Genomic DNA, 17,234 nt, shown 5'->3' on the forward strand with positions numbered 1-17,234 from the left:
GGCTTTGTGTAGACAAATATAACTACATTGTGCGATCGCATCCTTTCCGAATCTCCGGGCAAAATTTCCGAATTTCCATACCAGTGTATTATTAATTTGTCAACAGTATAGTTTTTCAGTATTTTCACTGAAATTGATCGCTAAGTTTTCCCCAGAGGGGGGATTGTTAGTTAGAGCTTTTTGTGTTATTTGCGATCGTCTAGAGAAAGGTTTGAGTGATAAATTTTTCTCAATTCTGTGATTGTTGATCATCAAATTAATGCAATATGACTTAAATAAGCTTAATGTAATTACTGCACAAACTTTGGATAAATTACGGTAAATACTGATTTTTTTTTATTTAATATTTTAGTAATTGAAGAATTGGATTGAATAGACAATAATAATTATTTGGAAAACACATTATTGGGTTAAATCCGTAATTTAAAAAACTTTCTAAAGGAATAATAGAATGCCATTGAAAGCGACATCTCCTCATGCAAAAACTTTGATTTTGCTGGCGTTATGGGACATTGGTGCAGCACAAAAGCAAGTAAATAAGGGCGTGTTGACTAAGCGAATTGTGCCAAAAGGGGGCAAAATCGGCGATTTTCAGGAAGTTTTGGATCAATTATTAGTTGAAGAGTTAATGCAGATTTCGGGTAAGAAAGTATTTTTAACTGCTAAGGGTATGGAATTTTTATCAGCTGGTATTCAATCTTCAGAATTTCAGTTTACAAACCAAATTGGGGCAAAAACTGGAAATTCGTTGTTGAAGTGGATTCGGGAAATGGGAACTATAAGTAACGAGGGGAGTTCCACTGTTGCATCTACCCAAAATGTAGCAGCGGAGAAGCCGCATAGCGGCTTGTCTGCCCGAATCAATTCTTATGAAGAGTTTATGCAAGTGGCGTTGGAAGTCTACGACAATTTGAATCGGGATTACAACTTAGATAACTTGGTGCCAATTTATCGAATTCGGCGAGAGATTGGCGATAGGGTGACGCGATCGCAGTTTAATGACTGGATGTTGGAAATGCAGGCAAATGACATTTTTCAGCTTCTTGAAGGCAGTGTCGAAGATAGCGCCCCAGACAAGATTCAAGATTCAATCACTACTGAATTGAGTGGACTGCGTTGCTATGCCAAGCGTCTGAAACCCTGAAGTTTTTTACCTTTTCAACCTATTAACTTACGTAACTTACAAAAATTATGACTACTACCACATCTACAATTGACAACCTGATTGCAAATTATAATCCATTTGCCGGACGTACTATCGTTCAAACTCCGCAAATATGGGGCAAGAGTTTTCCAGACGTTTCTTCAATTAATGCCCATGCTTCCAATGCTGTTTTTGAAGCAGTTAAATTAGTACATCAAAGGCAGCGTCAAACTGTAGGAATCACCATCAGAGGCGAAAAAGGACTAGGTAAAACTCAAATTATCAGTCGGATTCGTCACTGCTTACAGACAGATAATACAGCATTATTTGTCTGTATGAATAAGTATGACGATTTGAATCAAATTAACTATCAGTTTCTCCAAAATGTAGTTTCTAGCCTGAGATCATTTGGAAGTTGCCAAGGGATAATGCAGTGGCAAGAAGTTGCCACTGCTTTAATTAATGATGCTAAAAATTGGACTTATACTCCTCAACAATATATGAGTATGTTTCCAGTTTGGCTGAACAAATATTCAGATGATTTAGTTGAGCGTTTGACTAATTTGGTTCTGCAAAATAAGACTGATATCAATAATCCTTATTTAGTTAAAGCTATTTTATGGACACTTTCTCCAGACTATGCCAATTATGCTACTCATTGGCTCTCTGGCTTAGAATTAGCAGAAGAACAAGCCAAGACAATGGGTTTAAACAACCCGAAAAAAGAAGAAAAAGATTTAGCAGTATTAACTACTGCACGCCAAATTTTAGACATAATCAGCGATTACAAAGTTCCGGTGATTTGCTTTGATGAGTTAGATGAGGCAAATGTGAGTAAAGATGGCTTGACTGTACCAATGGTTATTGCAAGTCTAGCAAAGGACTTATCCAACAACATAAAACGTGGCATCTTATTGATGGCTGTCTATGATAGTACTTGGCAAAACCATGTTAGGGCATTGCCCCAAGCTGAAGCAGTCATTGACAGGATAGCAAATTATCCTATTCAACGAGAACCTGTTGATTTGAAATTTCTAAACTCTGATGATGTGGTATTAGTAGTCTCTGAATGGTTGAGAGAGTTTTATGAAAAACATCAACAAACACCGCCATCATCTCTTTATCCATTCGATGCAAATAAACTTAGGGAATTGGGAAAGCAGAAACCTACTGTTAGAGACGTTTTGAAGTGGTGTGGAGACCATTTTAATACCCCAAACGTAATTATTAAGCCGTCGTCTTCTGTTGAAGTTGCATTTAAAACCGAATTAGTAGAAGTTGAGGAAAATATAGAAGAGTATCTAGAGGCTGATTGGACAATTTCTTACGCTCTCTGGATCGGCTTTTTAAGCTTAATGGGAAAAACTGTAGAAGGAGTGGAAATAGAGGATGTTGTAGAAGTGGAATCTAGCGCTGGAAAAAAAGGATATATCGATTTCAAAATAATTGGCAAAGAAAAGCCAGCAGGAAAACAAAAGCGAAGAACAGTAAAGATAGGAGTGGCTGTTGTTCAACAGTCTGGTGGTTTTCTCACAGCTGCTTTGAACAAATTAATTGACTACAGAAAATTTGACTTGACACGCGGTTGCTTAGTTCGCTCTAAGGAAATCAACCCTGGTGCTAAAGTAGCAAAAGAATATGCAAGGATACTTTTGAAAGAAAAAGGTGGTGAATGGGTGAAGTTAGAGGCTGAGCACATTAAACCTCTTTTAGCTATCCAGTTTGTTTATGAAAAGAAAGAAAGTTACCAACTGAGTGACGAAGAGATTTTTGATTTCATAGATCAGAAAGGAATAGCTATTAATAATCCTCTTATTCGAGAGATTCTTAGCGATCCTTCTGGTCAAGAACCTAGTAACTTAACTGCTGATGGTTTGCCTATGAGTATTCCTCAAAGCGTACCTGATTTATCCCTTGATATTGATCTGAGTTTATAGCTAACCAAAAATGAGCCAACAGGTTGTGATTATAACAGCATTGTGTTTACCTGCCCCGGAAATTGAAGCTTTAATCCAGGGGCGGACAATTGCGGCTGTGCCTCGGCTGTTTCTCCGTCCGGGGCAGCAATTTGCTCTTTATCCAGCAGACACTCAAAATGAGACGATAATTATTAAAGCTTGGGCTAGATGTGAACTATGCCAAGTTTTAGATGCTACTGAATCATTGGAAAATTTATCGCCTATAACGGTGTGGACAACAGAAAGTTTACAGGAAATGTTGGGGCAAAGAGCAAATATTTTTCTCGCTTATTTGCGAGTTTACCTGCTGGCTCAACCACTTAAAATGTCGCTAGATTCGACCATCGGGGAAAAGATAGGTAAATTTGTGGGTTTACCTAATTCTCTAACTGTTACCCATAATTTACCTGTATTGAGCGAATCTATTTTTGTCGAACGTAAGCGACATTTAGAAGAGCGAAAGCAAATCAATGGAGAAATAACCATTACCCCAGATGTTAAACAAACAGTTCCAGATATTGAAACCATTCTAAATAGCCTTAAAAATCTACCTATAGAACAAACTGATCCAGATTTAGAATGGATTAAGACTATTGCAAAAATAGGAAATTCCAGTGATGGGAATTCCTTTGAAAAGCTAGTGCGTAAAGCTTTGCTCAAGTTAGGTTTCTCTTGTTCTAATACCAATCCTAGAGGAAACCTAGATCCTGAAAAGGTAGGTGGGTCATCAGGCTTGGACTTTTACTGTGAATTTCCTTATTCAGTAGTAGGAGAATGCAAAGCGAGTAAAAATGAAAATGTACCAAAGCGCGTCTGTACAGAACTTATAGACCTTGGTATTCTTAACTTGGGTTCAGAACAATACAACCGATCAATTAAGCTAATTATTGCGGCTGGCCCTTTGGTTGAATTAGCTAAGAAAGCAGCTATTGAAAATAAAATGAACGTAATACGACCTGAAACTTTACAAAGATTAGTTGAACTTAAAGCAAATTACCAAGGCTCTATTAACCTGCTAGATTTGAAGCAGTGCTTACAAAGCGAACCATTTGGTATAGTAGATAATAAAGTCAACGATTATATAGATAGAGTTAAGCAAGTTATCAAGCTGCGATCGCATATCGTTGAAACAGTCAAACAACTAGGTGAAGTAGGAAGCGAACATCCAACAATTGCAATTCGCGCTCACTATAATGTTATGTTTGCTAAGGAGCCAAGTCCTAAACTAGACGATTTACCAGTTCACGAATTACTTATAGAACTTTCATCACCTTTAGCAGGTTATTTAGGACGAAAAAAAGGTAATGATTGGCAAAGCGATCGTTTCTACTACCTCCGTGACTTAATAGTAGAAGAGGAGAAGAAATGATCAGATGTCTAACTTGTAAACACGGACAAAGTAACCCAGGTTTAGTTACAGTAACACTAGAAAGAGAAGAGTCGATCGTCATCATTAAAAAAGTGCCAGCAGAAGTTTGCGATAACTGCGGAGAATATTATTTAAGTGATGAGATTACAGAGCAAGTATTACAACGAGCAGAAATAGCGATCGCTAACGGAACGGAAGTAGAAATTATTCGGTATGCAGCTTAGAAAAGTTGTAAAGTTGTGGTGGCGATCGCTTCTACTACCTCCGTGATTTAATAGTAGATACAAAACAGAAAAAATGAGTAACTTGTCAACAAAACTACTAACAGATACCTGGGTAATAGCCTCATGGGATGAATTTATCCAAACCTTTGACAACCCAGCTTATCAAAAAGCTAAAGGCTACTATTAAGTACTTATGCAAAATTAATTGTATATTCTTTGCCAAAGTCTCGAATGACTTTTTCCACATAATCAACTAAATTTTGCCAGCTAGAATAAGCATCTATTTCTATCCATTCATATTTCATGAATCGCCAGAGAATTTCGATTAAGTTAAGTTGTGGAGAGTAGGATGGGAGCCAAAATATCTCTAAATTTTTCTGTGGCCATTCACTGATTTTCTCCGCAATTTTTTGACTTCGATGAAATGAGGCTTTATCCAGAACAACAAACGTTTTTTTTGTCAGAGTTTCCGCAAATTTATCCAGACAAGATATGACGACTTCACTAGTGATTCTCCCTTCAAATATATAAGCAGATAATTCTTGAGAGCGACTCATTATCCCCAGGACATTTAGCCGCCGACTTCGGCTACTTTTTAGGGAATTTATTTCGCCTTTTTCTTGCCATCCATAAGGCACATAAGGTGTTAAGCAAAATCCAGTTTCATCCAAATATCTTAGTTCGATCTCTCCCGCTTCTTCCCGTTGTTTTAATAAGGTAAGCTCTTGCTTCTTTTCTTCATATTCTAAGGGGTCTGGCTGACCTGCTAATCCTCTTTTAAATCTTTTCCAGCACATGATTAGACTTTTTATCACTCGTTTAACTGTATCCTTGCTCACGGTGATTTCCCATTCTTCTTTTATCTCTGCTATTACTTTTTTTAAATTTTTAGGCGATTGTTTTACCCAGGCTTTTATTTGTTGCTTTTGTTCTTCTGTAAATGTTGGCTTTCTCCCCCGACCTGGGCGATTATATAATCCTACTAATCTGTGTTCTTCCCAATCGTTCATCCAGTTATATATCGTATTTCTACTTACTTGAAATATTTCGGTTAATTCCTCAATTCTTTTTCCTTGATAACTTAATAGAATACAATGCGCTCTCTCTCTCACTTGATAATGTGCGCTCTGTTTATATATTCTCTGGAGCAGTTTGATTGTTTCTGGTGTCAAGTCTCTAATAAATCGCATTTCCCTCTCCCCTTTACTGTTCCTAGCTTTACTATATACAATTATCTTTGTAATATACAATTATTTTTGCATAGGTACTTACAACGGAAAAATGAGGATTGAAGACATAATAGTAAGCCCAAATCATGCAAAAGATCATGCAATTAGCGCCGTTGCTGTTCCTTTATTTGCTGCTATTAAAAATATCCCGCTAAATGGATTAGATAACTGTAGCTATCGAAAACCTGGGGTTTTGGAGTGTCAGCCAGATATATCTTATTATGTTGGAGAAAGAGCGGAACTTGCACCTACAGGAAGTGCGATTGTCAACCTCGATGTTACGCCACCGCCAGATATTGCGATCGAAATTTCCGACACAACCTTATCAGATGATAAAGGCGAAAAACGGTTACTTTACGAAGAAGTAAAAGTAGGAGAATACTGGATAGTAGACGTACAAAAGCCAGAAATATTTGCTTTTAAAATTATTCCCACAGGCGGAAGTAGAAAAATTACTCAATCTCAAAAATTGCCAGGATTAGAGATGAGTTTATTAGAAGAAACTTTGCGTCGCAGTCGCCAAATGCCACACTCACAAGTAGTAGCTTGGTTATTAACTCAAATTCAAATGTAAAAAGCTAAATCTGGTTGAGCTTCTGCTTCATTACCTCGCCTAAATGTACAGTTAGTAACTGCACTTATAGCAATACCTGTTATGCCACCAAATAATTGTACACAGTAGCCAATCAGTAAATTATCGTAGGAATGATCGTATCCTTGAGGTGTCATTTCAATTCGCAGTTGTCCTTTGTAGTAATAGCTTTTCGCATTTTCTAATTGTTGATGGTCGATCGCTTTGACATACTCATCCCACGTTGCTACTACCCATTCATCTGTCAAAAATTTTGTTTTTACAGATGGCATAAGCTACTTTACACCTAAATCAACTTGTGTAATATTTTAGCGTAAATTTTTTTAAAAATAACATTTTTTCACTTAATCTTAAATCCCGCAATCATTTTTATCTATTTTAATAATCTCATTCCAAAGCTGCAATAAAGGTATTTGACTAACTCCTGAAAATTGCGGATCTCCTGTTTCAATTACAATCCATTTTTCATCTTCTAGTTGTCCAATATCTATTGCAGAATATGGAACTTCAAGACGTTTTGCTGCATTTAAAGCTAGTTCTATGACCTTTGATTCTTCACTAGTAGAAAGTTTTTTTAGAGGATCTTCACCTTCCCAATAGTAGCCGCAACCAATCACTTTTTGTTGATAAACAAACACGCGATACTCGCGTCCCAAGGGAAAACCTTCTGGTGTAGAACGAACGTGACGCAATTTAACTAATTTTCTCGCAATAATTCGACCTCTAGATCTATTTTCTAAATTAAGTAATTGCTGAGATAGTATTTCTAATTCGGCTAATGTATTGGCAACACAAGCTTTCCAACCTCTAGCTTTTCTAGATTGCACCGTACCTTTGACAAATAAGGGTAATCCCAGTTTACTAACAACCTCCTGACATTGGGCTAAATCGGTAATTGTCATACTTTCTGGTGTTAAATTTAATATTTTGGGATATGCTCGATCGAACTCTTGCACCGTCAAGTGTTCTTCAGGTGTGTTTAAAAGTCGAATATTTTTCCGAAGTGCTTCATTATAAATAGCTGTATAACGTTCTGGTGTAGGAATATAGCCAATCCATACCCCTAACGTTTCTCGCTCTTGTTTTGGGATATGAAATAGTGCATTTTCTGCTGTTTCGCAAATAGTGAAATCTTGGGGTATATAATAAACCCGACATCCTAAAAGTTTGGCTATTTCGGTTACTGCTTTAATATCTCTACTGCTAGCAGAGGGAGGAATTCGATCGGAAGCTTCACTGAGAACTAACATAGACATTCATCATCTTTTTGCTTGCAACAGTATTTCCCAAAAAATATTTACGGCTCTTTCTGATTGTTATGTTTTTATGCAGTTAAGAACATTTTATAATCTGAAAGAGCCATTTACAGGCGAGGCTGGTATTATTTATGTTTACTGCATTCTATCAATTATGCGATACTGAATTGATTCGGCAATGTGCTGAGTTTTGATGTCTTCATCACCTGCTAAATCGGCGATCGTTCTCGCTACTTTTAAAATGCGATCGCTCGCCCTAGCCGAAAGTCCCAACTTGCGAATTGCCGCTTCTAATAAATTCCGGGAAGCATCATCTAACTTGCACCATTGCATTAAATGACGGCTTTGCATTTCCGCATTAGAACGCAAATTTGTTTCCGTTTTAAAACGGTGTTGCGATCGCTCTCTAGCCGCTTGCACCCTAGCCCGAACTGAGGTAGAATCTTCTCCTAAAGGTTGATTAGTAATTTCTTCCGGTTTCAATCGATTAACTGCTACTTGTAAATCGATGCGATCCATCAAAGGGCCAGAAAGTTTCGCCCAATATTGTTCCCTTTTTCCGGGAGAACAAGTACAAGGTTGAATCGTATCCCCAAAATAACCACAAGGACAGGGATTAGTACTCGCAACTAATGTAAATTGTGCCGGAAACATGACAGATAATCTAGTACGAGAAATCGTCACATATCCATCTTCTAAAGGTTGGCGAAGAAATTCCAAAACATCTCTTTTGAACTCAGTGAGTTCATCCAGGAATAAGATTCCTCGATGTGCTAAAGAAATTTCTCCAGGTTTGGGAAAACTGCCACCACCAACTAAAGAAGGGCCAGAAGCAGAATGATGGGGACTCCGAAAAGGTCGATCGCTAACTAAACTACCTCTATTTTTTAATAACCCAGCAACCGAATAAATTTGAGTTACTTCGAGCGATTCTTCAAAACTTAATTCCGGTAAAATCCCAGGTAAACGTCTAGCTAACATTGTTTTACCACTTCCCGGAGGGCCAACAAAAATCAAATTATGCCCACCAGCAGCGGCAATTTCTAAAGCCCGTCTAGCGTGTGCTTGACCTTTCACATCTTTTAAATCTAAGCTGGAAAAGTGCGATCGATCTTTCGGTTTTGGGCGATCGATCTTCACAGGTTGATAACGGTTGGGATTATCCAAAAAATTAGCTACATCGGTTAAAGTTTCCAACCCATAAACCGCCAAATCTTCCACAACTGCCGCTTCCTGTGCATTATCAGCTGGAACAACTAAACCTGCAATTCCTAAACGTTTGGCAGCAGCTGCGATCGGTAAAACACCAGCAACCGGACGTAAGCTACCATCTAAAGAAACTTCGCCTAAAAATAGGAAATCCCCCAACAAATCCGGGTTAACTTGCTCCGATGCCGCTAAAATTCCAATACTAATTGCTAAATCAAAACTTGGCCCTTCCTTGCGTAAATCAGCGGGAGTTAAATTAACTACAATTCTTCGCATCGGAAAAGCAAACCCCGCATTTTTAATCGTCGCCTTTACCCGTTCGCGAGACTCTTGCACAGCAGCATCCGGTAAACCAACCACAACAATTCCCGGAAGTCCGCCCGAAACGTCCACTTCCACCCCCACTTTCACAGCGTCAATGCCGACAAGTGATGCACTCCAAACTCTAGCTAACACAGTTCTTTCCTTAGCGATTAATTTAGTTGTTCTTTGTCGATCGTCTCTTATCATTGACAATTGATGAATGAAAAATTATCAATGACTGCACAAGACACGATTTTCGGCAAAATCATCCGTCGGGAAATTCCCGCAGATATCGTCTATGAAGACGACTTGGCACTCGCTTTTAGAGATATCAATCCCCAAGCGCCTGTTCATATTTTAGTCATTCCCAAACAACCGATTGTTAAGCTTGCTGATGCGGAACCCGAAGACCACAAGATTTTGGGTCATCTGCTGTTAATTGTCAAGCAAGTTGCCGAACAAGCTGGACTAGAAAATGGTTATCGAGTAGTAATTAACAATGGCCCAGACGGTGGACAAACTGTATACCATCTCCATTTACACATTTTAGGAGGCAGACAAATGGCGTGGCCTCCCGGTTAGAAGAGATGGGGAGATGGGGGGATGGGGGGATGGGGAGATGGGGAAGATTAAACAGTCCCCTTGTCCCCTTGTCCCCTTGTCCCCAGTCCCCAGTCCCCAGTCCCCAGTCCCTAAACTAAACCATTGCTTTAAGATCTTGGGCAACTTCGTTAAGTTTTTGAATGCCAACTTTTGTTTGACTGATGCCGCTGGCAGTTTGGGATGCACCTTGATTAATATTGTTCATGGCATCAACTACTTGTTCAATGGCGATCGCTTGTTGTTTTGCATTCAGAGAAATTTGCTGAGAACCAACAACAATATCATTAATTGCAGTTAGAGAAGTTTGTTGTTTACTCAAGACAATTTCATTGATGGCGTGCGTTACTGCGGTAAAAGCTGTTGCTGTTTCTTGAGAAAGTTTTATGCTTTCTTCTGCGGTTTTTCTCCCTTCATCAGTTGCCATAACTGTAGAATCAATGGCAGATTGAATCCCTAAAATTAAAGCATTAATTTTTTGCGCTGATTGTTTACTTTGATCTGCCAATTTGCGAATTTCCGTAGCAACTACACCAAATCCTCTGCCATGTTCGCCTGCACGCACGGCTTCTACAGCAGCGTTTAAAGCTAACATATTTGTTTGACTAGCTAAGTCACTAACTATGTTAGTAATGCTGTCGATTTGATTTGTTTGTTCAGTTAATTGTGAGGTTTGTTGCGCGATCGATCCTACTTTTTCTTTAAGAGTAGACATCCCTAACAAAGTCCGTTCTACTGTCTGCGTTCCCCGTTCTGCTAAGTCTAAAACTTGACGCGATCCAGCTGCGGATGATTCTGCTAAAGTTAGTACTTGGCGGGCATTTTCCGCTGCTGATTCTGCTTGTTCTGCGGAAACTCTTGATGATGTACCTAACTCAGTCATTGTCGCAGTAGTTTGATTTACGGAAGCTGCTTGTTGAGTAGCAACTCGTTCTTGTTGCTCAATTGTTGCGGCAATTTCTGATGTGGAAGTAGTGATAGAATTGACTATTGAATTAATAGATTTGGTGGTACGATTGGCAAGGACAACTGCGATCGCGCTGACTGTTAAAACCGTAATTCCACTGCCAATTAATATGGTAACGAGTAATTCTGTCTGAGGCTGAAACGCTACTGCTGTGCTGTTGTCAACCAAAATTAGCCATTTCAAATTGGGCATTCCTATTAATGTAGGAGTAGTAGCGAAAGCTATTACTTTATCAGTTTTATCAACCTCCGAAAAAGCTACTTCTACATCTGCTTCTTTTTTTGCTTGTAGTTGCTTTAATTCTGGATATTCAGAAAATATATTCTGACCTATATCTTTTGAGTTTTGAGATATAAATATTTTACCAAAAGCATCAATCACATGAATTTGTTTTTCTTGATCGTCAAAATTTTTGATGCGTTCCTGAATATGATGTAACGGTAATCGCGATCGGGCTATCCCAATAATTTTTCCTGTTACAGCATCTTTAACTGGTGCAACTAAATAAAGCACTAATTCATTGGTAGATGGAGAAATTTCTGGATTACTAATAAAGGGCTGATTTTGGTTGAGTGCTTGTTGAAAGTAATCTCGATCTCTAGGGTTTTGAACAACCGATCCCTTTGATTTAACACTTACGCTGCCATCCAAATTAAAAATAGTAATATTATCGTAAACACCGTAAGCTTTCAGGTAACTATTCAGAGTTTTTTCTTTTTGTGCTTGAGAAACAATCTGACTAAGTTTTGGATCGTTAATAATAGCTAAGTTAGCTACTGTTTGAATGTCCCCATAACGTTCAAACATGAAACGACTGAGTTTATCCGCAACTTCTACAGCATAAGCTTTTTGATATTGCATCACGTCTTGCGTAATAGAACGATTGGCAAAGTAATAAGCTACAGTGCCAATTAGTATCACTGGAAGTGTCCCTAATGCGATCGCAAAACCAATAGCTTTATTTCGTAACGATAGATTCTGAAACATTATTTTTTTAAAGAGATAACGTTAAGCGTATTGAGTGATTGGTAAACTGATTTTAGATTTTATAATCTATAAAGCCAACTAGCGTGGATTGGCACTTTCCCGTCAAGCTGAACCTGCTTCAAAATTCTTTTATTAAAATATAAAAATTTTTCCTTACCCCCCTTTACAAACCGCAACAAATCCCTTAATGTATATTCAAGCGGGTAAAGAAACCGCCCTGAACCTCGAAAATCAAATCATCGCAATTATCCAACAATGACCACAACCATTCAAAGTCGCGAAAGCGCTAACGTCTGGGAACGGTTCTGCAACTGGATCACCAGCACCGAAAACCGCTTATACATCGGTTGGTTCGGCGTATTGATGATCCCCACCTTGCTAACCGCAACCACTTGCTTCATCATCGCATTCATCGCAGCACCACCAGTAGACATCGATGGTATCCGCGAACCCGTAGCTGGTTCCTTAATCTACGGAAACAACATCATCACTGGAGCAGTTGTACCTTCCTCTAACGCAATTGGTCTGCACTTCTACCCAATTTGGGAAGCAGCCAGCTTAGACGAATGGCTGTACAACGGTGGCCCATACCAGTTGGTAATTTTCCACTTCTTGATCGGTGTATTCTGCTACATGGGTCGTCAGTGGGAATTGTCGTACCGCTTAGGGATGCGTCCTTGGATCTGCGTAGCGTACAGCGCACCAGTATCGGCTGCAAGCGCAGTATTCTTGATCTACCCATTGGGTCAAGGTTCCTTCTCTGATGGAATGCCTTTGGGAATCTCTGGAACATTTAACTTCATGTTCGTGTTCCAAGCAGAGCACAACATCCTGATGCACCCCTTCCACATGTTAGGTGTGGCTGGTGTATTCGGCGGTTCCTTATTCTCCGCAATGCACGGTTCTTTGGTGACATCTTCCTTGGTGCGTGAAACCACCGAAACCGAATCTCAAAACTACGGTTACAAGTTCGGACAAGAAGAAGAAACCTACAACATCGTAGCAGCACACGGCTACTTCGGTCGTTTGATCTTCCAATACGCATCCTTCAACAACAGCCGGAGCTTGCACTTCTTCTTAGGTGCATGGCCTGTAATTGGTATCTGGTTCACCGCGTTGGGTGTAAGTACAATGGCCTTCAACCTCAACGGTTTCAACTTCAACCAATCCGTAATTGACTCACAAGGTCGTGTGATTGGAACCTGGGCAGACGTACTGAACCGCGCTAACTTGGGTATGGAAGTAATGCACGAGCGCAACGCTCACAACTTCCCTCTCGACTTGGCTTCTGCTGAAGTTGCTCCTGTGGCTTTGAGCGCTCCTGCGATCAATGGCTAAGGTTTGGTGATAATAAGTCTTTAACAAAAAAGCGCCTTCTCTCAGAGAAGGCGCTTTTTTGTTTTGGATAATTTACGTAATTCTACAATCATATCCTCTGCTGACTGCTTAGCAAACATTTGGGTATTCGATATTACGTGGGTGCATCAAAGTCCTTTGAAAGCTAGTATCTCTTTGGCTGGCTTTCGATCGCCATTACAAGCAATCCGTCTGGGGCCATCTAACAATTTGATCTCAAATCCTAGTCGAGTATACAAGTTAATTACTCTCTCTGTTGCCTGATTAGATACAATGACAGTCTCTTTAGATATAGCTAACCACTCTGCTAACCTAATCTGGTCTTCCCACTTAAAATCAGTAGCACTGTATCTTGTGAACTCCACATCATAGGGTGGATCAGCATATATCAAGTCGCCTTCTTCAAGAGACAACATAGAAAAGTCTCCACAACTGAACACCCAGTCTTTTAGAAGTGGGATGTAGTTAGTAAAGTCTGTAGTGTAGTTGATTGTCTTGTACTGACCGAAAGGTACATTAAATTCACCTTTGCTATTAAAGCGGACTAATCCGTTGTAGGTGCTGCGATTCAAGAAATAGAACAACTCTGCGGCACTTTTGGTATTGCTTTGTCCTGCCTTGACTAACTGGTTGAATCGATCGCGGTATTGGTAGTAGCAGTCCTTATCATTCTCTAATGGAATATCGATCTTTAAGCCACGTTGTAACCACCTATAGAAGTTAATCAGATGAGGGTTGATATCGTTTAGTAGGGCTTTTTCAGGAAGAAGACCTAAAGCAATAGCCATACCGCCAACGAAAGGCTCAACTAACCTGTTATAAGTTCGGTTGCCCAAGAGTTCCCGCAATATAGGTACTAACCAGCGTTTTCCACCAGCCCACTTAAGGGGTGGGTTTAGACTCTGTTTTAGGGTAGCTGTCATCTTTTAGTTCAAGCCTCTAGAGTTTTAATCATTGTTCTTAAGAAAATTGGTCTAATTCTCTCCCCTGCTCCCCTGCAATCTTAATAAGTGATTTAAATGCGTGACAGCTTATCCCCTGCCTACTTGAGAAAAGGAGGAGGAGAAACGGATTTTGCCGGATTATTCAACATTAGTTTAGCGATTAATCGATCGGGGTTTACAATTATTTAGACTAGAGTTTCGTAGAGAGTAGGAGTGACCTGCGTGGACAATCCCGACCTCGCCAGCAAGCGATCGCGAGTAACACCTTCATTAGAAGATATCCCAGAGGCTTTACGGGAAACACCAACCACAGTTACCCAGCATCGGAAGCATAGATTCTGGCTAATACCAGGACTAACAGGATTGGGATTAATTGCCATGTTTGCTGGTTTTTGGGTTGCCACCTTCTCATCCTTAGACCTATCAAAGCTAAATATTTTTAGCGCTAATAACAGTCAAAGTAAAGATAATCCGCCAACCCCCGCCCCAGTGGAACCGAGCCAAGTACCGACCAAACAACCCGATATAGTTGTAGGAAAATCGGGACATTTCGCTTATCAAGAAGCACCACTCCCACAATTACAGTCAATTACAACTGATGGTCGAATTAAACTACGTCAACCAGCTGCCCAGAAATTTAAAGCAATGGTAGCAGCAGCTAGAGCGCAAGGAATTATTTTAGTACCTATTTCTGGATTTCGGTCTATAGCAGAGCAGCAACACCTATTTTTTGATGTAAAAGCCCAGCGAAATCAAGCAGCAGCCGAACGAGCATCCGTCAGCGCCCCTCCAGGTTACAGCGAACATCACACAGGTTACGCCGTTGATATCGGCGATGGCAATGTCCCTGCCACCAACTTGAACCCCTATTTTGAAAAAACAGCTGCTTTTAAGTGGCTACAAGCAAATGCTCCGCGTTTTAGCTTTGAAATGTCCTTTCCCAAAAACAACGCCCAAGGCGTAAGTTACGAACCTTGGCATTGGCGTTTCGTGGGCGATCGACAAAGCCTAGAAACATTTTACAAAGCCAAAAATCTCGGTTCCAGTCAGAAGTAGGAGATAAGGGACAAGGGGACAAAAACTTGATAACTCAAAACTCAAAACTCAAAACTCAAAACTCAAAATTTTCCCCAGTCCCCTATCCCCTTGTCCTTCTGCCTTCTGCCCTCTGCCTTCTGCCTTTACTTGTGTCTTTTTTCTCTTCTTTTTCTTTGCTTTCTGCCTTTCCTTGGGCAGCTTCTTTTTGATTAAAATAGGCTTCTAAAACTTTTAGAACTTTAGGGGCAGCGAAACTGCCACCACCACCGCCAGAATGTTCCCCAAATGCGACTACGACAATTTCTGGCTTATCTTCTGGGGCGTAAGCACCGAACCAAGTGTGGACTTTTTTGCCATGTCCGACTTCGGAAGTGCCACTCTTACCCGCAGCTGGAGGAATCGTCTTCACATTTAAGGCTCTCCCCGTACCGTTAGTTACTGTAGCTCTTAAACCTTCCTGGAGAATTTTCACCGTTTCGGGCTTCATATTTAAAGATTCTCGCCAGCTTCTCGCTTCTTCGTTATCTTTGAGAATGTGAGGTTGGACGCGATAACCACCATTGGCGGGGACGGCAAACATGACTGCTACTTGTAACGGTGTGGTTTGTAAGAAGCCTTGACCGATCGACATATTCACAGTATCACCAACCGTCCACTCGTATTTCATCCGCCTCAGTTTCCAATCATTATCCGGCACTAAACCAGCAACTTCTTCTTTTTTCAACTCACAACCTGTTTCCTTACCAAAGCCGAACTTTCTTGTCCATTCAATCAAAGTTGGCCCGCCGACTCGCATCCCCACTTGGTAAAAGAATGTGTCGCTACTCCACTTCATTGCTCCTACAAATCCCAATGGGCCAAATCCAGCCCGGTTCCAATCAGCAAACCAAATTCCCCCTACCCTAATTGCTGGGTAGGTTTGCAACACTGTATTCGGGGAGAACTTACCTGATTCCAAACCCGCTGTTGTGGTGACAATTTTAAAAGTACTGGCAGGGGGAAAAGCTTGTAATGCTCGATTGACAAAAGGATGGTCTTTTGCTTGTAATTTTTTCCAAGTTTCCGGCTTAATCCGCGAAGAGAAAATATTGGGATCGAAGGCGGGGCGAGAAACCATTGCTAAAATTGCGCCATTTCTAGGGTCGATCGCCACGATCGAGCCTTTATTTTCCCCTAAAACCGCTTCGGCTGCCTTTTGTAATTCCAGGTCTAGGGTTAATTGCACGTTTTTCCCTGGTTTGGAGGGCTTTTCGCCCAAAATTCGGACTATCTGCCCCCGTCCATCCACTTCCACTTGTTGACCGCCCCAAGTGCCACGCAATGATGGCTCAAAGGCATATTCGGCTCCCATTTGCCCGACGATATCGCCGATGCGGTATCCTTCTTGACGACGTTTGTAGAGTTCGATATCGCTTAATTCGCCTGTGTAACCGAGTACGTGAGCCGCTAATTCGCCGTTGGGGTACATTCTTAAGGCTTCAATATCGACGCTGACTCCTTCTAGTTGATTTCTGGATTCTTCTAGGGCAGTAATTTGTTCGGGAGAGATATCTCTGGCTATTCTGATTAAGGTCGAGGAATTTTCTCTGCCAATGACTCGCTTTTGAATGTCTGTTTCGGGAATGTCTAAAATCTGTGCTAGACGTTGGCGTGTCTTGAGCCAGTGGGGTTCTTTATTGATTCGCGGCCAAAGATATACTGAACGTGCTAGACGACTGCTGGCGAGGATTCTGCCTTTGCGATCGAAAATGTTACCTCTTTCCGGTTGTTTGGGCATCAAGCGAATCCGGTTTTTCTCTGCTAACTCCCGGTTGCGTTTTCCTTCCACCAATTGCAGGTAAGCCAGACGACTACCAAGAGTTCCTACTAGAAGCAGGGAGATAATTAACATGACAATCAGCGATTGGTAACTGCGTCCTACAGAACGAGTTTTCTGTTGCTTGTCTAGTGAGGAAGACTGAATCAGGGCCATAGAGCAGAAATTGACAGATTAAACGCCTAGAAGCAATATGCTGGGAATTGGGATCGGGTACGATCGCAGCCAGCAAAATAGTACCT

The 17,234-nt window shown here is 40.5% G+C and carries 15 protein-coding genes; 8 read left to right on the forward strand and 7 right to left on the reverse strand.

All coding sequences use genetic code 11. The features are described 5' to 3' along the window. Positions 1 to 451 precede the first annotated feature (451 nt). Genes ACE1CA_RS21880 through ACE1CA_RS21895 form a run of 4 tightly spaced genes read left to right on the forward strand, consistent with a single transcriptional unit; the run spans position 452 to position 4,695 of the window. Complete coding sequence (locus ACE1CA_RS21880) at positions 452 to 1,144, forward strand: hypothetical protein (protein WP_413278942.1); 693 nt, start codon at positions 452 to 454, stop codon at positions 1,142 to 1,144. Positions 1,145 to 1,191: 47 nt separating this feature from the next. Continuing rightward, positions 1,192 to 3,081, forward strand: coding sequence for a hypothetical protein (locus ACE1CA_RS21885; RefSeq protein WP_413278941.1), 1,890 nt, complete (start codon positions 1,192 to 1,194; stop codon positions 3,079 to 3,081). A 10-nt stretch (positions 3,082 to 3,091) separates the two neighbouring features. After that, entirely contained in the window at positions 3,092 to 4,471 is a 1,380-nt protein-coding gene (locus ACE1CA_RS21890; protein WP_413278940.1) for a DUF1802 family protein, read from the forward strand. Next, positions 4,471 to 4,695, forward strand: coding sequence for a type II toxin-antitoxin system MqsA family antitoxin (locus ACE1CA_RS21895; protein ID WP_459563643.1), 225 nt, complete (start codon positions 4,471 to 4,473; stop codon positions 4,693 to 4,695). The genes ACE1CA_RS21890 and ACE1CA_RS21895 overlap by 1 nt, the downstream gene beginning before the upstream one ends. A 191-nt stretch (positions 4,696 to 4,886) precedes the next feature. Here ACE1CA_RS21895 and ACE1CA_RS21900 read toward each other — a convergent pair whose 3' ends face one another. After that, positions 4,887 to 5,885: an IS630 family transposase gene (locus ACE1CA_RS21900; RefSeq protein ID WP_486517479.1), complete on the reverse strand. Its 999-nt coding sequence runs from the start codon at positions 5,883 to 5,885 to the stop codon at positions 4,887 to 4,889. Between the two features lie 91 nt (positions 5,886 to 5,976). Here ACE1CA_RS21900 and ACE1CA_RS21905 point away from each other — a divergent pair, with 91 nt between their 5' ends. Further along, positions 5,977 to 6,498, forward strand: coding sequence for a Uma2 family endonuclease (locus ACE1CA_RS21905; RefSeq protein ID WP_486517480.1), 522 nt, complete (start codon positions 5,977 to 5,979; stop codon positions 6,496 to 6,498). On the opposite strand, the gene ACE1CA_RS21910 is transcribed toward ACE1CA_RS21905, so the two are convergent. The 3 genes from ACE1CA_RS21910 to ACE1CA_RS21920 form a co-directional block, all read right to left on the reverse strand. Continuing rightward, positions 6,489 to 6,788, reverse strand: a complete 300-nt coding sequence (locus tag ACE1CA_RS21910) for a Uma2 family endonuclease (protein WP_413278834.1) — start codon at positions 6,786 to 6,788, stop codon at positions 6,489 to 6,491. The genes ACE1CA_RS21905 and ACE1CA_RS21910 overlap by 10 nt on opposite strands. Before the next feature lie 78 nt (positions 6,789 to 6,866). Next, on the reverse strand, positions 6,867 to 7,766 hold the full coding sequence (locus ACE1CA_RS21915) for an ATP-grasp domain-containing protein (RefSeq protein WP_413278835.1): 900 nt from the start codon (positions 7,764 to 7,766) through the stop codon (positions 6,867 to 6,869). 141 nt (positions 7,767 to 7,907) lie between these two features. Then, the gene (locus tag ACE1CA_RS21920) at positions 7,908 to 9,437 is read right to left on the reverse strand and encodes a YifB family Mg chelatase-like AAA ATPase (protein ID WP_413278838.1); all 1,530 of its coding nucleotides are present in this window, start codon (positions 9,435 to 9,437) and stop codon (positions 7,908 to 7,910) included. An 81-nt stretch (positions 9,438 to 9,518) separates the two neighbouring features. Here ACE1CA_RS21920 and ACE1CA_RS21925 point away from each other — a divergent pair, with 81 nt between their 5' ends. Further along, positions 9,519 to 9,866, forward strand: a complete 348-nt coding sequence (locus tag ACE1CA_RS21925; protein WP_413278836.1) for a histidine triad nucleotide-binding protein — start codon at positions 9,519 to 9,521, stop codon at positions 9,864 to 9,866. A 115-nt stretch (positions 9,867 to 9,981) separates the two neighbouring features. Here ACE1CA_RS21925 and ACE1CA_RS21930 read toward each other — a convergent pair whose 3' ends face one another. Further along, the gene (locus ACE1CA_RS21930; protein WP_413278837.1) at positions 9,982 to 11,838 is read right to left on the reverse strand and encodes a methyl-accepting chemotaxis protein; all 1,857 of its coding nucleotides are present in this window, start codon (positions 11,836 to 11,838) and stop codon (positions 9,982 to 9,984) included. A gap of 255 nt (positions 11,839 to 12,093) precedes the next feature. Here ACE1CA_RS21930 and psbA point away from each other — a divergent pair, with 255 nt between their 5' ends. Further along, positions 12,094 to 13,176 carry a photosystem II q(b) protein gene (gene psbA, locus ACE1CA_RS21935; protein WP_486517481.1) on the forward strand — a complete coding sequence of 361 codons (1,083 nt, stop codon included), beginning with the start codon at positions 12,094 to 12,096 and terminating at the stop codon, positions 13,174 to 13,176. A gap of 146 nt (positions 13,177 to 13,322) precedes the next feature. Here the strand turns inward: psbA and ACE1CA_RS21940 are convergent, their stop codons facing one another. Continuing rightward, the gene (locus ACE1CA_RS21940) at positions 13,323 to 14,117 is read right to left on the reverse strand and encodes a DNA adenine methylase (protein ID WP_413277837.1); all 795 of its coding nucleotides are present in this window, start codon (positions 14,115 to 14,117) and stop codon (positions 13,323 to 13,325) included. Positions 14,118 to 14,360: 243 nt separating this feature from the next. On the opposite strand from ACE1CA_RS21940, the gene ACE1CA_RS21945 reads away from it, so the two are divergent. Continuing rightward, on the forward strand, positions 14,361 to 15,194 hold the full coding sequence (locus ACE1CA_RS21945; protein WP_413277836.1) for a M15 family metallopeptidase: 834 nt from the start codon (positions 14,361 to 14,363) through the stop codon (positions 15,192 to 15,194). Positions 15,195 to 15,276: 82 nt separating this feature from the next. Here the strand turns inward: ACE1CA_RS21945 and mrdA are convergent, their stop codons facing one another. After that, positions 15,277 to 17,148: a penicillin-binding protein 2 gene (gene mrdA / locus ACE1CA_RS21950; RefSeq protein WP_413277835.1), complete on the reverse strand. Its 1,872-nt coding sequence runs from the start codon at positions 17,146 to 17,148 to the stop codon at positions 15,277 to 15,279. Between the last annotated feature and the right edge of the window lie 86 nt (positions 17,149 to 17,234).

The organism is Floridaenema evergladense BLCC-F167 (assembly GCF_041929205.2).
In the GTDB taxonomy this organism is placed as follows: Bacteria; Cyanobacteriota; Cyanobacteriia; order Cyanobacteriales; family Aerosakkonemataceae; genus Floridanema; species Floridanema evergladense.

Coding starts and splice junctions, on each gene's coding strand:
- ACE1CA_RS21940 (WP_413277837.1), bottom strand. CDS start 14,117: ATGACAGCTACCCTAAAACAGAGTCTAAACCCACCCCTTAAGTGGGCT.
- ACE1CA_RS21885 (WP_413278941.1), top strand. CDS start 1,192: ATGACTACTACCACATCTACAATTGACAACCTGATTGCAAATTATAAT.
- mrdA (WP_413277835.1), bottom strand. CDS start 17,148: ATGGCCCTGATTCAGTCTTCCTCACTAGACAAGCAACAGAAAACTCGT.
- ACE1CA_RS21880 (WP_413278942.1), top strand. CDS start 452: ATGCCATTGAAAGCGACATCTCCTCATGCAAAAACTTTGATTTTGCTG.
- ACE1CA_RS21905 (WP_486517480.1), top strand. CDS start 5,977: ATGAGGATTGAAGACATAATAGTAAGCCCAAATCATGCAAAAGATCAT.
- ACE1CA_RS21900 (WP_486517479.1), bottom strand. CDS start 5,885: ATGCGATTTATTAGAGACTTGACACCAGAAACAATCAAACTGCTCCAG.
- ACE1CA_RS21925 (WP_413278836.1), top strand. CDS start 9,519: ATGACTGCACAAGACACGATTTTCGGCAAAATCATCCGTCGGGAAATT.
- ACE1CA_RS21890 (WP_413278940.1), top strand. CDS start 3,092: ATGAGCCAACAGGTTGTGATTATAACAGCATTGTGTTTACCTGCCCCG.
- ACE1CA_RS21915 (WP_413278835.1), bottom strand. CDS start 7,766: ATGTTAGTTCTCAGTGAAGCTTCCGATCGAATTCCTCCCTCTGCTAGC.
- ACE1CA_RS21910 (WP_413278834.1), bottom strand. CDS start 6,788: ATGCCATCTGTAAAAACAAAATTTTTGACAGATGAATGGGTAGTAGCA.
- psbA (WP_486517481.1), top strand. CDS start 12,094: ATGACCACAACCATTCAAAGTCGCGAAAGCGCTAACGTCTGGGAACGG.
- ACE1CA_RS21930 (WP_413278837.1), bottom strand. CDS start 11,838: ATGTTTCAGAATCTATCGTTACGAAATAAAGCTATTGGTTTTGCGATC.